The sequence below is a fragment of the Lysinibacillus capsici genome (assembly GCF_003367505.1).
In the GTDB taxonomy this organism is placed as follows: Bacteria; Bacillota; Bacilli; order Bacillales_A; family Planococcaceae; genus Lysinibacillus; species Lysinibacillus capsici.
This window is the reverse complement of record NZ_PXXX01000026.1, coordinates 1-14,445: the sequence shown is the minus strand read 5'-3', so window position 1 is coordinate 14,445 and position 14,445 is coordinate 1. Positions and strand designations below refer to the sequence as shown.

Genomic DNA, 14,445 nt, shown 5'->3' with positions numbered 1-14,445 from the left:
ATCTATTATTGAGACGGCTCTTACCTCTTACGTTTTGAAACAACAAGAGGTTTCAAAAGACGATAAAAAATATTTAGTGAAAATAATAATTACTTAAACGTACGCCAGCCAATATCTTTACGGAAGAAAAAGTGATCCCATGTTTCCGTTGCAATACCTTCATAAACCTTTTCCTGTGCTTCTTGTAAAGTAGCTGCTTTTGCACCAACTAACAGTACACGTCCTCCATTACCAACGAATTGACCGTCTACTAATTTTGTACCTGCATGGAAAACTGCATGTGATGTCGAAATTGCCTCTAAATTCGGTAATACCTTACCTTTTTCAACGTCTCCTGGGTAACCCTCTGCTGCAATGACTACACCAAGCATTGCTTCTTCTGACCATTGTAAATCAAAAGGCTGTTCATCCATTAACGCCATCATAAATGCACCAAAATCTGAAACCATACGTGGCAATACAACTTGCGTTTCAGGATCACCAAAACGAGCATTAAACTCTATGACCTGAGGACCTTTCTTTGTTAAAATTAACCCTGCGTATAAAATACCTGTAAAGGAAGCACCATCTGCCTCCATCCCTTTAACAGTTGGTTCTACAATAGTTTGAAATGCAATATCTATTACCTCTTGTGGGATTTGTGGTACTGGTGAATAAGCACCCATACCTCCTGTGTTTGGTCCTTTATCACCGTCATAAGCTCGTTTATGATCTTGTGCAATAACCATCGGATAAATTTGTCCTTTGTGCACAAAAGACATAAAGGAGAATTCTTCACCGTCTAAAAATTCCTCAACGACAACACGTGAAGAGGATTCACCAAAACGTTGGTTTCCAATCATATCCTCTACAGCTTCAATCGCTTCTTCCTCTGTCATTGCCACAACGACGCCCTTACCAGCCGCTAAACCATCAGCCTTAATGACAATAGGCGCCCTTTGTTCTTTAATATAGACTATTGCTTTTTCTGCTTCAGTAAATGTTTCATGTGCTGCTGTAGGAATATTGTATTTATTCATAATTTCTTTCGCATAGGATTTACTGCTTTCTATTTGAGCAGCAACTTTTGTAGGACCAAAAATACGTAAACCTCTAGCTGTAAAGAAATCGACAATGCCTTCAGCAAGCGGCTGTTCTGGGCCAACAAATGTTAATGCAATATCATTTTCCTTGGCAAATTGAGCGAGACCTGCGAAATCCATTGTATCAATAGCAACAACTTCTACTTCGCCTCGCATCCCATCATTTCCTGGCGCTACGAATACGTTGTTCACTGATGGAGAGATGCTAAATTGTTTAGCGATTGCATGCTCACGGCCACCGCTTCCGATTACTAATACATTCATTTTAGAGAATCCTCCTCTTTGTAAGTAAAACCGAGATGAACCAACATCTCGGTCTGTTTAGATTTCTATATAATTTCACAATTAATGTTTAAAATGACGTACGCCTGTGAATACCATCGCAATGCCGTATTCATTTGCTTTATCAATGGAATCTTGATCTTTAATGGAACCACCTGGTTGAATAATTGCTGTAATTCCTGCAGCTGCCGCCGCCTCCACAGTATCGCTCATTGGGAAAAATGCATCTGATGCTAATGCAGCACCTTTCGCTTTTTCTCCAGCTTGTTCAAAGGCAATTTTAGCTGCACCTACACGATTCATTTGCCCTGCACCAACCCCAAGTGTCATTTGAGAATCTGTTACAACAATCGCATTGGATTTCACATGTTTGACAACAGACCAACCAAGTTGCAATGCTTCCCATTCTTGCTCTGTTGGTTCACGATCTGTCACCACTTTAATATCCGCATTGCCAAAGCCATAACGATCTGGCTCCTGTACAAGAAGGCCACCCTCAACTGATACTACATTGAATGAATCTTGTTTCGCTTGCTCGAAAGGAATTGTTAGTAAGCGGATATTTTTCTTTTTCGTTAAAATATCCAATGCTTCTTGTGAAAAAGCAGGTGCAATAATAATTTCGAGGAAAATATGATTTAGCTTCTCAGCAGTTGCTGCATCCACTTCCATATTTAATGCGATAATACCGCCAAAAATAGATGTTGGATCTGCTTCATATGCTTTATCGAATGCTGCCTCTAACGTGACACCAGTCCCAACACCACATGGATTCATATGTTTCACCGCTACAGCAGCTGGCATTTCAAATTCTTTTACAATTTGCAATGCTGCATTACCATCTTGAATATTATTGTAGGATAACTCTTTACCATGTAATTGTGTAGCATAAGCTAATGAAAAGTCAGAGCCAAGACGCTTTTGGTAGAAGGCCGCTTTTTGGTGAGGGTTTTCGCCATAGCGTAAATTTTGCTTTAATTCATATGTCATCGTTAAGCTCTCTGGGAACTCTTCTTCAGTCAGGTAGTTCGAAATATAAGAATCATAAGCGGCTGTGTGACGGAAAACTTTCGCAGCTAGTTTACGACGTGTTTCAATTGTTGTGGCACCGTCTGCTTTAAGTTCCTCTAATACTGTTGCATAGTCATTGCTGTCCACGATTACTGTTACATATTGATGGTTTTTTGCAGCAGAACGTAACATAGTTGGACCACCGATATCAATGTTTTCAATTGCATCATCCCAAGTTACATTAGGCTTTGAAATTGTTTCAACAAACGGATAGAGATTCACACAAACAATTTCAATTGGTTCAATTCCATGCTCATTCATCTGTGCTTGATGAGAGACATCATCAAACTTTCCTAATAGACCACCGTGAATCATTGGATTTAAAGTTTTCACACGACCATCTAAAATTTCAGGAAACTTCGTTACTTCATCTACTGCTGTTACAGCTACCGCATTATCCTGTAACATTTTTTTTGTACCGCCAGTTGATAAAATTTCATAACCTAATGCTACTAATTCCTTTGCAAATTCTAAAATACCATCTTTATTGGAAACACTGATTAATGCACGTTTTGTCACAACAATATCCTCCTAATTTTTATCGTGCTGTCCACGAACTGACTTGCTTCAATAGATTAATAGAGTTAGGTCTTACTTGTTGAGTAGGATTCTCGACCTAACTCCCTCTTCAGTTACTGTAATAATTGCTGTAATGCCTTTGTATATAATAAATGCTCTTGTTTGTGAATTTCAACTTCTGTTGCCTCGCGATTTCCTTCAATGACAGGTACCGCTGCCTGAGCGATAATTGGTCCAGTATCCATTCCTTCATCAACAAAATGCACTGTTACACCTGTTATTTTCACACCATGATTAATGGCTTGTCCAATAGCGTCCTTTCCAGGAAAGGCAGGCAATAGGGACGGGTGAATATTAACAATTCGCTGTGGAAAGGCTGCTAATAATACGTCACTGATTAAACGCATATACCCAGCAAGCACAATCCATTTCACATCGCACTCATGTAAAGCTTCGATAATAGCTGTCTCATATGCTGACTTCGAGACAAACTCTTTTGGATTCAATGCTAACACTGGAATCCCAAAGTTTTCAGCACGTGTTACTACAAATGCTCCAGGCTTATCTGTGACCACTAGTGCGACCTTTGCATGGAGTTCACCACGTTCAATGGCCTCTTGAATGGCTTGAAAATTGCTACCGCTACCTGACGCGAACACGGCTATTTTTGTTGGTGCAGTCATTACACTAAACTCCCATCATGTGAGCCATTAAATACTACTCCGTCACCTTTAATAACACGTCCGATTGTATAAGCCTTTTCACCATTTGCTTCAACTGCAGCGATTACTTTATCAGCTTCAGTTTCTGGCACAGCTATTACAAAGCCAATACCCATGTTAAACACATTATATAAATCTTTATCTTCTAGCTGACCTTTCTCTTTTAGGAATTCAAAGATACGTAATACAGGCCAAGAACCTAAGTCGATTTCCGTTGCTAGTCCCTCTGGCATCATGCGTGGTAGATTTTCATAGAAACCGCCACCTGTAACATGTGCACAGCCATGTACATCTGCTGCCTTTAAAGCTGCTAGCACAGGTTTAGCATATAGCTTTGTTGGCACTAGAAGCGCCTCACCGATTGGGCCTAGATCTTCATAGCCTTCTACAATAGCATCCACAGCATATTGATGATCTGCAAAGACAATTTTACGCACTAAAGAATAACCGTTTGAATGTACACCACTTGATGCAATTCCAATAAGTACATCGCCTTCTACGATTTCTTCACCTGTCACGATAGCAGACTTTTCACACGCGCCTACTGCAAAGCCAGCTAGATCATATTCATCTTCTTCATAAAGACCAGGCATTTCCGCAGTTTCTCCACCTATTAGAGCCGCACCTGATTGCACACAGCCATCTGCAACACCTTTGACAATTTGTTCGATTTTTGCAGGCTCTGCTTTTCCAAGAGCTACGTAATCTAAAAAGTACAGCGGTTCTGCTCCTTGAGCAACAATATCATTTACACACATTGCTACACAGTCCACACCGATTGTATCGTGCTTGTCTACCATGAAGGCTAGCTTTAGCTTTGTTCCAACACCATCTGTCCCCGAAATAAGAACAGGTTCTTTAAGATTCAGTTCTGACAAGTCAAACATGCCACCAAAACCACCAAATGTCCCCATTACACCTAGACGGTTCGTACGTTCAACATGAGACTTCATTCGTTTTACGGCTTCATAGCCCGCTTCAATATTTACACCTGCTTGTTCATATGCCTTTGACACGCAGAGTTCCTCCTTATCATCCAAGTCGCCTAAGTTTCCTAGATAGAAATGACTGTAAGACACTAATTTGTTGCGATGTTGTTCTTAACGTAATAATTCTTTTTCATGTGGCAAAATCGTATCCGGGAAAATCTCTGTTGGATATTTGCCTGTAAAGCATGCAAGACAAAGTCCTCGGTTTTCATCTTCGTATGGTCGTGCAATTGTTTCTACCATCCCCTCAACAGAAAGGAATGTCAGAGAATCTGCACCAATTGCTTCACGAATTTCATCTACATTATGACTAGAAGCAATTAGTTCTTCATGCGTTGATGTATCAATGCCATAATAACAAGGGTTTGTCATCGGCGGTGATGAAATCACAACATGAACTTCCGCTGCGCCAGCATCTTTTAGCATTTTGACAATGCGACGAGATGTTGTACCACGAACGATAGAATCATCAACCATTACTACTTTTTTTCCTTTTACGACTTGAACAACAGGTGAAAGTTTCATTTTCACACCACGTTCACGTAGCTCCTGTGTCGGCTGAATAAACGTACGACCAACATAACGGTTTTTAATAAGACCTAATTCATAAGGGATTCCACTTTCTTCTGCAAAACCAATCGCTGCGGAAATACTTGAATCAGGAACACCTGTTACAACATCTGCTTCAATATGCGCACACTCACGAGCAAGCTGTTTACCCATACGTTTTCGTGCCATATGAACGTTAATACCATCAATATCCGAATCAGGACGTGCTAAATAAACATATTCCATCGCACACATCGAACGTTTCTCCATATCAGCAAAACGATCTGATTTTACGCCCTCATCATTAATAATGATTAATTCACCTGGTTCTACCGAACGAACGAATTCTGCACCAATTAAATCGAATGCACAAGTTTCAGAAGCTACCACCCAGCCATCTCCTAGTTTTCCAAGAGATAATGGACGTAAACCATGTGGATCACGTGCAACAAGCATTTCATCCTTTGTCATAATTAAGAAAGAATAGGCACCCTTTAAAAGAGATAGGGCATTTTTCACCTTCGCACGGAATGGTGAATGCGAACTTTTCTTAATAAGATGCGCCAACACTTCTGTATCAGAGCTAGAGTGGAAAATGCTACCTTGTCGCTCTAGATATTGCTTTAAATGTGTCGCATTGACTAAGTTACCGTTATGGGCAATTGAAAGGCTACCAGTTGAGGAGTGGAATAATAATGGCTGTACATTTTCAATACCGCCACCACCAGCAGTCGTATAACGAACATGCGCAATAGCTGCTTTGCCGTTCACTGCTTTTAATTTATCTTCGTTGAAAACATCATTAACTAGTCCTTCGCCTTTCACCGCGCGAAGATGCTGTCCGTCTGAAACGACAATTCCAGCGCCTTCTTGTCCACGGTGTTGAAGAGCATGAAGCCCGTAATAGCTAAGGTGCGCTGGACTTGGGTTACCCCAAATACCAAACACCCCACATTCTTCGTTTAAGCCTCTGAGTTCAGCAAGCATGGGATTGCTCCTTTCCAATTAGAACGGAATTCCTCCACTGTACCTTCTACAAGCACACCTTTGTCCCCGTTGATTTTCACAAGTGCATCGTTTGTTACGACACCAATTTTTTGAGCATCTTTCATGATTTCTACAAATGCTGCAGCATTTTCTTCTTTAACTGTAACAACAAAACGAGATTGACTCTCACTGAATAGCGCTGTTGTTGCAGAGCCTGTTAATGTTACATCCACACCAAGACCGTTAGCGCCAAATGTTGTTTCAGCAATCGCCACAGCTAGACCTCCCTCTGCTACATCATGCGCAGATTGAACAAGGCCTGCTTTAATCGCCTTTAATAAAGCTTGCTGACGTGTCGCTTCAACCTCTAAATCAATAGCCGGCGCTTTTCCTGAAATAACACCATTATTTAAAAGTTTTTGAAGCTCTGAACCGCCAAACTCTGTTTTTGTTTCACCAATAACAAAGACAAGATCTCCTGCTGCCTTTACATCCTGTGTCGTTACATGTGCTAAGTCTTCAATAAGACCAACCATACCAATTGTTGGCGTTGGATACACCGCTTCGCCTGAACGCTCATTATAAAGAGAAACGTTACCTCCGATTACTGGAGCATTTAATGCCGTACAAGCTGCCGAAATACCATCTGCAGATTTTTCAATTTGCCAGAAGATTTCTGGTTTCTCTGGATTACCGAAGTTTAAGCAGTCTGTAATCGCAAGTGGCGTGCCACCAGTTGCCACGATATTACGAGCTGCTTCGGCTACTGCGATAGCACCACCCACTTCTGGATCTAAATAGATATAACGTGAGTTACAGTCTGTTGTCATTGCCAACCCTTTATTTGTGCCACGTACTCGAATAACAGCAGCGTCAGAGCCTGGTTTAACAACTGTTGATGTACGTACCTGATAATCATATTGATCGTATACCCATTCTTTAGAAGCAATTGTCGGTGCTTTTAATAAAGCAATGAGTGTTTCTTTGTAATCAGTCACAGCAGGTTCAGTGTTTTCGATTGCTTGGAACTGAGCATAGTATGCAGGTTCTGCAGATGGTTTATGATAAACAGGTGCATCTTCTGCTAATGCGTCTGCAGGTACCTCTGCAACTACTTGTCCTTTGTGTAGCAGACGAAGCATTTTATCATCTGTAACGCGACCAATCGCTACTGCATCTAAATCGTATTTATCGAAAATCGCTTTAATTTCATCTTCGCGACCTTTTTTCACAACTAAAAGCATACGTTCTTGAGACTCAGACAACATCATTTCATACGCTGACATTCCTGTTTCACGCTGAGGCACTAAGTCTAAGTTCATTTCTACACCAGAACCAGCCTTTGAAGCCATTTCTGCTGAAGAAGAAGTAAGACCAGCTGCACCCATATCTTGAATACCAACTAGAGCATCCGATTTTACAACCTCTAAACAAGCTTCAAGTAAAAGCTTCTCCATAAATGGATCTCCAACTTGTACTGCTGGACGTTGGTTTTCTGATTCCTCAGTTAATTCCTCAGAGGCGAATGTTGCACCATGAATACCATCACGGCCTGTTTTCGCTCCAACATACATCACTGTATTACCTACACCAGCAGCAATGCCTCGTTGAATATCTTTATGATCAATTAAACCGACACACATAGCATTCACTAGAGGATTACCTTCATAGCAAGGATCAAATTGAATTTCGCCACCTACTGTTGGAATTCCGATACAGTTACCATATCCTGCGATTCCCGCTACTACTTCTTCAAATAGATATTTCCCACGTGCTGACTTTAATTCACCAAAGCGTAATGAGTTTAACATAGCAATTGGACGTGCACCCATTGAGAAAACGTCACGGATAATACCACCGACACCTGTTGCAGCCCCTTGATAAGGTTCTATTGCAGATGGATGGTTATGCGATTCCATTTTAAACACTACTGCTTGTTCGTCACCAATATCAACAATACCTGCACCTTCACCTGGTCCTTGTAATACCTGTGGCCCTTTAGTAGGGAATTTACGTAGTACTGGCTTTGAATTTTTGTATGAGCAGTGTTCAGACCACATTACTGAGAAAAGACCTGTCTCTGTCCAATTAGGTAGACGTCCTAAAATACCTTCTACCATTGCAAATTCTTCGTCTGACATCCCCATTCCAGCGTATAGCTTCTCATCTTTAATCTGCTGTGCTGTTGGCTCAAACTTAGTTGTTGACATGATTTTCCCTCCACTGCTTCACGATTGATTTAAATACTGCTAGACCGTCTGCGCCGCCCACCAGTGCATCAACAGCTCGCTCTGGGTGTGGCATCATCCCTAATACATTGCCGCGCTCGTTTATAATCCCTGCGATATCTTCTAAAGAACCGTTTGGATTGTCACCTGAGTATGTGAATACGATTTGATTATTATCTTTTAGTGATTGTAAAGTTTCCTCGTCACAGTAGTAGTTACCTTCACCATGTGCGATTGGAATATTGATGATTTGACCTTGCTCATATTGATTTGTGAATAATGTATTGTTGTTTTCAACTTTAAGCTGCACTGTACGGCACATAAATTTTAAGTTTTTATTGCGCAATAAAGCTCCTGGCAATAAACCTGCTTCCGTTAGGATTTGGAAGCCATTACATACACCTAATACAGGTTTACCAGCATCTGCTGCCTTCTTAACTTCTGTCATAATGTTAGATTGATTAGCCATTGCACCACAACGAAGATAATCCCCATAGGAGAATCCTCCAGGTACTAATACACCATCAAAACCACTTAGATCTGTTGCTGTATGCCATACATATTCTACTTCTTCACCTAGCTCGTCTTTAATCGCATGATACATATCGATGTCACAGTTTGACCCAGGGAATACGAGTACTGCGAATTTCATGATTAAATAGCCTCCTCGACTTCGTAACGGTAGTCTTCAATTACAACGTTCGTTAAAACCTTTTCACACATTTCTTTTACTAGAATATCAATGTCACGTTCTGAATCTTTAATTGATAGTTCAAGATATTTACCGATACGTAAATCTTCTACTTCACCGTAGCCCATCTTAGCTAAAGAACCTTGTACTGCAGAGCCTTGAGGATCAAGAATACTCTCACGTAATGTTACATAGATTTTTACTTTTTTCATTGTTATTTGCCTCCGAGTCTAGAAAGTATAATAGTATAAACTTCAGTTAAATTACCAAGGTCACGACGAAAAACATCTTTGTCTAACTTTTGCTTCGTTGTTGCATCCCAAAGTCGGCATGTATCTGGTGAAATTTCATCTGCCAATAATACATGACCATCCATATCACGGCCGAACTCTAATTTAAAATCAATCAATGTCACATTGACATCTGCAAAGATCGGCTGTAGCACTTTGTTAACGGCTAATGCACCATCATAAATAGCTGTTACTTCAGTTGGTGTGGCAAGTTCAAGAACATCAATATGTTCTGTCGTAATAAGTGGGTCGCCTAAATCATCGTCTTTATAATAAAATTCAACGATTGGTCGTTTTAAAGGTGTCCCTTCTTCAAGACCTAGACGCTTTGCTAAACTTCCAGCAGCAATATTACGAACAACTACCTCAATCGGAATAATTTCTACTTTTTTTACAAGTTGTTGTGTATCGGATAATCGTTTTACGAAATGTGACGCAATTCCGTTAGCTTGTAATTTTTCGAAAATTAATGAAGTAATGCGATTATTTAAAATGCCCTTACCTTCAATTTCCTCTTTCTTTTCACCATTGAATGCTGTTGCACTATCCTTGTACTCAACAAGTAGCACATTTGGCTCCTCTGTTGTGAACAATTTTTTTGCTTTACCTTCATACAAAAGTTGACCTTTAGTCATTTCGTTTTCCCCCTGATATTATGAGATACGCTTGTAATAATGTTCAGAATTGAACCGTATCTCTACGATTCAACTCTGAAACTTTTACTGGTGGCTCTAACATTTATTATTAGATGGCTAAATAAATATTAGTTAAGTCCTAGTCGTTCAAAAATCATATCAACATGCTGTAAGTGGTAGTTGTAATCAAAACAATCATCCAACTCTTCTTTTGTTAAATAAGATGTGATTTTTTCACTTGCATCGACTAATGTACGGAACTGAACTTGCTCGTCCCAAGCCTGCATTGCTAAAGGTTGTACTGTATCATAAGCTTCTTCACGTACTAGTCCTTTATCAATCAATGCTAGTAAGATGCGTTGAGAATAAATAAGACCAAATGTACGATCCATATTACGTTTCATGTTCTCAGGGAATACTGTTAAGTTTTTCACAATATTACCGAAGCGATTTAGCATATAGTTAAGAGTAATTGTTGCATCCGGTAAAATAACACGCTCTGCAGATGAATGTGAAATATCACGCTCATGCCATAATGCTACATTTTCATAAGCAGTCACCATATAACCTCGCATTAAACGAGACATACCAACCATGTTTTCAGAACCGATTGGATTACGCTTATGTGGCATTGCAGATGATCCTTTTTGTCCTTTTGCAAAAGCTTCTTCCACTTCACGTGTTTCAGATTTCTGTAGTCCACGAATTTCTGTTGCGAATTTTTCAATTGAAGTAGCGATTAAAGCTAATGCACCTAAATACTGAGCATGGCGATCACGCTGTAAAGTTTGTGTGGAGATCGGTGATGCTGCAAGTCCTAATTTATCGCAAACATATTGCTCAACACGAGGATCGATATTGGCATATGTTCCAACAGCTCCAGACATTTTTCCTGTTTCAATTACTTTGGCAGCTGCTTCAAAACGTTCAAGGTTACGCTTCATTTCCTCATACCATAAACCAAGTTTCAAACCGAAAGTTGTTGGTTCAGCATGAACACCATGTGTGCGTCCCATCATAACTGTATGTTTATGTTCTTTTGCCTTAGTAGCAATAATATCAATGAAATTTACTATATCTTTTCGTAAAATATCATTTGCTTGTTTGATTAAATAAGAAAGTGCTGTATCTACTACGTCCGTAGAAGTTAAACCATAATGTACCCATTTGCGCTCTTCTCCAAGTGTTTCAGAAACAGCACGAGTAAAGGCTACAACGTCATGACGAGTTTCTTGTTCAATTTCTAATATACGATTCACATCAAATGAAGCATTTTCGCGAATTTTAGCAACATCCTCTTTAGGGATATCTCCTAACTCTGCCCATGCTTCACAAGCTAAAATTTCAACCTCTAGCCAAGCTTGGTATTTATTTTGTTCTGTCCAAATTGCGCCCATTTCGGGTCTTGTGTAACGTTCAATCATCGCGTATCTCCTTCTATTCTGACCAAATGCCAGAACTCTCGATTTGTTGTAGTGTAGCTTCTAAGTCTTTTGTCATAATCGTCACATGGCCCATTTTACGGTTGACCTTAGCTTCAGCTTTCCCATAAAGATGTATGGACCATTCAGGATATTTAGCAATTGAGTTACTGAGTGGCACGACATGCTGCCCTAATACATTGACCATAATGGATGGTGCCCATAGTTGTGGCTTACGTAACGGCCATCCACAAACAGCACGAATATGCTGATGGAATTGTGAAACATTACATGCTTCAATTGAATAGTGACCAGAATTATGAGGTCTTGGTGCTAATTCATTTATAACAATACTACCATCTTCTAATACAAACATTTCTACCGCTAGCGTTCCTACTAAATGTAAATAATCTGCAATTTTCAAAGCTTCTCGTTCTGCAGCTTGAGCTGTGCTTTCAGTTATGCGAGCAGGTACTATTGTCTCGTGAAGAATATGATGAACATGAATGTTCTCTCCAACTGGCTGACAATACGATTCACCATGACCATTTCTTTGAACAATGACCGATACTTCCTTTACGAAAGGAACAAATCCTTCTGCAATACATTGCGAATGCGTGAATAATTCTTTCGCTAAAGGCAAATCTTCAGTTGATTTTAAAAGCTGCTGTCCCTTGCCATCATAACCACCTCTTGCTGTTTTGACTATACAAGGATAACCAATCGAATCAATATTGGCTACTAATTCTTCATAAGTTTTTGCAACAATATATGGTGCTACTGGGCAACCAGCTTTCACAATAGCTTCTTTCTCTGTTATACGGTTTTGTGTAATACGTACCAACTCTGCTCCTTGAGGAACATAAGCCATTTGTGATAAACGCTTTAAGCCTTCATAATCAATATTTTCAAATTCATATGTGATAATATCACTTACTTCTGCAAGTTCTTCTAAAGCAGCTTCATCATCATATGGAGCTACAATGCGAATATCTGCAACCTGCCCACAAGGTGAGTCCATTGCTGGTTCAAGAACAGCCACTTTAAAACCTGACTCCTTTGCAGCAAGTGCCATCATTCGACCAAGTTGCCCTCCGCCTATAATGCCTATCGTTTGTCCAGGATAAATAATCTTCGTCACACTAAGTCACCTGTACTTTCTAATACTTGCTGCTTTGTTGCTTCACGTCTAGCATCTAATTTATTAGCAAGCTCCGCATCTGTTGTTGACAAAATTTGAGCTGCAAGTAACCCTGCATTAGTCGCTCCTGCTTTGCCAATCGCTACAGTAGCTACAGGTACGCCACCAGGCATTTGAACGATGGATAATAGTGAATCAAGTCCATTAAGTGCACGGGATTGAACTGGTACACCGATGACAGGTAATGTTGTTTTAGCTGCCACCATTCCTGGTAAATGTGCAGCACCGCCTGCTCCAGCAATAATTACTTGTATTCCTCGCTCGCGAGCTGCCTCTGCATATTCAAACATTAAATCAGGTGTACGATGTGCAGATACAACTTTCTTTTCGTACGGTACTTGTAATTCATCTAAAATATCACATGCATGTTTCATTGTTTCCCAGTCACTTGAACTACCCATAATGACACCGATTTTCGGATTCATAAATTGTCGCTCCTTTTAAACGATAGAAAAATGATCAATTATTTATTGTGCTAGCCTCTATTTTGAATAGCTACTGCAATTCTTATTTACAAAGAAAATCCCCAAATAAACTACTCTCTACCAGTACACGTGAAAGCAGTTTACTTGAGGATTATTCGGACAAGATCGTCTCCATGTACATAGCTGTACAAAGACCTTCTCACCATACGCCAAAAGTGCTTTCCCGCATAGTCCAGCATTTACGGTGCCGGGTAGAGACACTAGAGCCAATCCTCTAGCATATATGTGGGATCTATTTGTTTTTCCTTCTCACATTTTAACAAGGGATTGTCTTATCGTCAATCCAAAAATGCGAACATTTTTTATTAGGCGAAAAAAAATGTTCGGTTTTTAGTCAAAATCATTCGATATCTTGAGCAGGTATACCTTTAAACTGAATTTTTTGGCGCAAATAAGCTGGCTCACCATCTACGATATGAAAAAGTGGCTCTTCTTTTCGTCCTATGACCATAAAGCCATCTTTCCGCATTCTTGCCAAGCAATCCTCGATTGACTCGTTTTCCTGTACCTCATACCAAATTTGCTTTTTTCCCAACTTTTTCTTCCTTTCCATTGTACATATTCATTCACAACCAATTTGTAATTCATTATACCTTTTGTTGCTTACAGAAGTATGTAAGAACTTAAATAAATAGAAAAAACTGCAGAATTCCTCTCCGCAGTTTTGATGAATGCTCATGGAACAAAAAATGCCTTTAAATAGATACAAAAAAATAATAGCAGTAGGAACAAATGAAGGACAACAAGAACCATACGATATCCTTTGATGCCAAATAGGGCACTGGTGATGCCTAAACCACCTAAAATAAACGGCATAAACATATTTACACGATAGAGAAATGTAAAAAAGTTTCCATACCATTTGGTTGAATCATAGCCAAACATAAAGAATATAAGTAGTAGACTTGAGATCGAAATCGCAGAAAAAATGTTCTGCCTCATTTTGATTCCTCCATTATTAAATCCAGAATGTATCTAGGCGAAAGAAATTTCCTTTAAATCCACTTGAAAATATTAAATATATTATAGCATTTTATGAATAGTTCACAAAATAAAAAAAAGTCATGGAATAGATCCATGACTTTTTAATTGCCTAGCGACGTCCTACTCTCACAGGGGGAAGCCCCCAACTACCATCGGCGCTAAAGAGCTTAACTTCCGTGTTCGGTATGGGAACGGGTGTGACCTCTTTGCAATCATCACTAGACTATGGTCGACCTTCCATACACGGCGTACTGCTGTATCTAGAAGCTCTCTTTTTAGAAAGATTTGCTCTTTCAAAACTGGATAAAC

At 39.7% G+C, this 14,445-nt stretch carries 14 protein-coding genes, 1 rRNA gene and 1 riboswitch; all 15 genes read right to left on the bottom strand.

What is annotated here, in order from left to right; genetic code table 11:
• Positions 1–89: 89 nt before the first annotated feature.
• The 15 genes from purD to rrf all read right to left on the bottom strand — a co-directional run bounded on the left by purD (position 90) and on the right by rrf (position 14,359).
• Positions 90–1,346, bottom strand: coding sequence for a phosphoribosylamine--glycine ligase (purD, locus tag C7B89_RS21405; RefSeq protein ID WP_054548979.1), 1,257 nt, complete (start codon positions 1,344–1,346; stop codon positions 90–92).
• An 81-nt stretch (positions 1,347–1,427) separates the two neighbouring features.
• Positions 1,428–2,954, bottom strand: a complete 1,527-nt coding sequence (purH, locus tag C7B89_RS21400) for a bifunctional phosphoribosylaminoimidazolecarboxamide formyltransferase/IMP cyclohydrolase (RefSeq protein WP_054548978.1) — start codon at positions 2,952–2,954, stop codon at positions 1,428–1,430.
• A 113-nt stretch (positions 2,955–3,067) separates the two neighbouring features.
• Complete coding sequence (purN, locus tag C7B89_RS21395) at positions 3,068–3,637, bottom strand: phosphoribosylglycinamide formyltransferase (RefSeq protein ID WP_054548977.1); 570 nt, start codon at positions 3,635–3,637, stop codon at positions 3,068–3,070.
• Positions 3,637–4,692 (bottom strand): phosphoribosylformylglycinamidine cyclo-ligase, encoded by a 1,056-nt coding sequence (purM, locus tag C7B89_RS21390; RefSeq protein WP_048394892.1) that lies wholly within the window; start codon positions 4,690–4,692, stop codon positions 3,637–3,639. Before purM ends, purN begins: the two co-directional genes overlap by 1 nt.
• An 84-nt stretch (positions 4,693–4,776) precedes the next feature.
• Positions 4,777–6,201: an amidophosphoribosyltransferase gene (purF, locus tag C7B89_RS21385; protein ID WP_054548976.1), complete on the bottom strand. Its 1,425-nt coding sequence runs from the start codon at positions 6,199–6,201 to the stop codon at positions 4,777–4,779.
• On the bottom strand, positions 6,177–8,411 hold the full coding sequence (gene purL / locus C7B89_RS21380; RefSeq protein ID WP_048394894.1) for a phosphoribosylformylglycinamidine synthase subunit PurL: 2,235 nt from the start codon (positions 8,409–8,411) through the stop codon (positions 6,177–6,179). Before purL ends, purF begins: the two co-directional genes overlap by 25 nt.
• Positions 8,398–9,081, bottom strand: coding sequence for a phosphoribosylformylglycinamidine synthase subunit PurQ (gene purQ, locus C7B89_RS21375; protein ID WP_048394895.1), 684 nt, complete (start codon positions 9,079–9,081; stop codon positions 8,398–8,400). Before purQ ends, purL begins: the two co-directional genes overlap by 14 nt.
• 2 nt (positions 9,082–9,083) lie before the next feature.
• On the bottom strand, positions 9,084–9,332 hold the full coding sequence (purS, locus tag C7B89_RS21370; protein WP_054548974.1) for a phosphoribosylformylglycinamidine synthase subunit PurS: 249 nt from the start codon (positions 9,330–9,332) through the stop codon (positions 9,084–9,086).
• A gap of 2 nt (positions 9,333–9,334) precedes the next feature.
• Positions 9,335–10,045 (bottom strand): phosphoribosylaminoimidazolesuccinocarboxamide synthase, encoded by a 711-nt coding sequence (purC, locus tag C7B89_RS21365; RefSeq protein ID WP_048394896.1) that lies wholly within the window; start codon positions 10,043–10,045, stop codon positions 9,335–9,337.
• Between the two features lie 128 nt (positions 10,046–10,173).
• Positions 10,174–11,469 (bottom strand): adenylosuccinate lyase, encoded by a 1,296-nt coding sequence (gene purB, locus C7B89_RS21360; protein ID WP_004225746.1) that lies wholly within the window; start codon positions 11,467–11,469, stop codon positions 10,174–10,176.
• Between the two features lie 13 nt (positions 11,470–11,482).
• Complete coding sequence (purK, locus tag C7B89_RS21355) at positions 11,483–12,607, bottom strand: 5-(carboxyamino)imidazole ribonucleotide synthase (RefSeq protein WP_004225748.1); 1,125 nt, start codon at positions 12,605–12,607, stop codon at positions 11,483–11,485.
• Entirely contained in the window at positions 12,604–13,092 is a 489-nt protein-coding gene (gene purE, locus C7B89_RS21350) for a 5-(carboxyamino)imidazole ribonucleotide mutase (protein ID WP_004225751.1), read from the bottom strand. Before purE ends, purK begins: the two co-directional genes overlap by 4 nt.
• A 208-nt stretch (positions 13,093–13,300) precedes the next feature.
• Positions 13,301–13,399: riboswitch (purine riboswitch) on the bottom strand.
• Between the two features lie 93 nt (positions 13,400–13,492).
• Complete coding sequence (locus tag C7B89_RS21345; RefSeq protein ID WP_036076850.1) at positions 13,493–13,687, bottom strand: NETI motif-containing protein; 195 nt, start codon at positions 13,685–13,687, stop codon at positions 13,493–13,495.
• A 140-nt stretch (positions 13,688–13,827) separates the two neighbouring features.
• Positions 13,828–14,094, bottom strand: a complete 267-nt coding sequence (locus C7B89_RS21340) for a hypothetical protein (RefSeq protein ID WP_066038204.1) — start codon at positions 14,092–14,094, stop codon at positions 13,828–13,830.
• A 149-nt stretch (positions 14,095–14,243) separates the two neighbouring features.
• Positions 14,244–14,359: ribosomal RNA gene (gene rrf / locus C7B89_RS21335) — 5S ribosomal RNA — on the bottom strand.
• Positions 14,360–14,445 lie beyond the last annotated feature (86 nt).

Coding starts and splice junctions, on each gene's coding strand:
- purD (WP_054548979.1), bottom strand. CDS start 1,346: ATGAATGTATTAGTAATCGGAAGCGGTGGCCGTGAGCATGCAATCGCT.
- purN (WP_054548977.1), bottom strand. CDS start 3,637: ATGACTGCACCAACAAAAATAGCCGTGTTCGCGTCAGGTAGCGGTAGC.
- purF (WP_054548976.1), bottom strand. CDS start 6,201: ATGCTTGCTGAACTCAGAGGCTTAAACGAAGAATGTGGGGTGTTTGGT.
- purL (WP_048394894.1), bottom strand. CDS start 8,411: ATGTCAACAACTAAGTTTGAGCCAACAGCACAGCAGATTAAAGATGAG.
- purQ (WP_048394895.1), bottom strand. CDS start 9,081: ATGAAATTCGCAGTACTCGTATTCCCTGGGTCAAACTGTGACATCGAT.
- purS (WP_054548974.1), bottom strand. CDS start 9,332: ATGAAAAAAGTAAAAATCTATGTAACATTACGTGAGAGTATTCTTGAT.
- purC (WP_048394896.1), bottom strand. CDS start 10,045: ATGACTAAAGGTCAACTTTTGTATGAAGGTAAAGCAAAAAAATTGTTC.
- purB (WP_004225746.1), bottom strand. CDS start 11,469: ATGATTGAACGTTACACAAGACCCGAAATGGGCGCAATTTGGACAGAA.
- purE (WP_004225751.1), bottom strand. CDS start 13,092: ATGAATCCGAAAATCGGTGTCATTATGGGTAGTTCAAGTGACTGGGAA.
- C7B89_RS21340 (WP_066038204.1), bottom strand. CDS start 14,094: ATGAGGCAGAACATTTTTTCTGCGATTTCGATCTCAAGTCTACTACTT.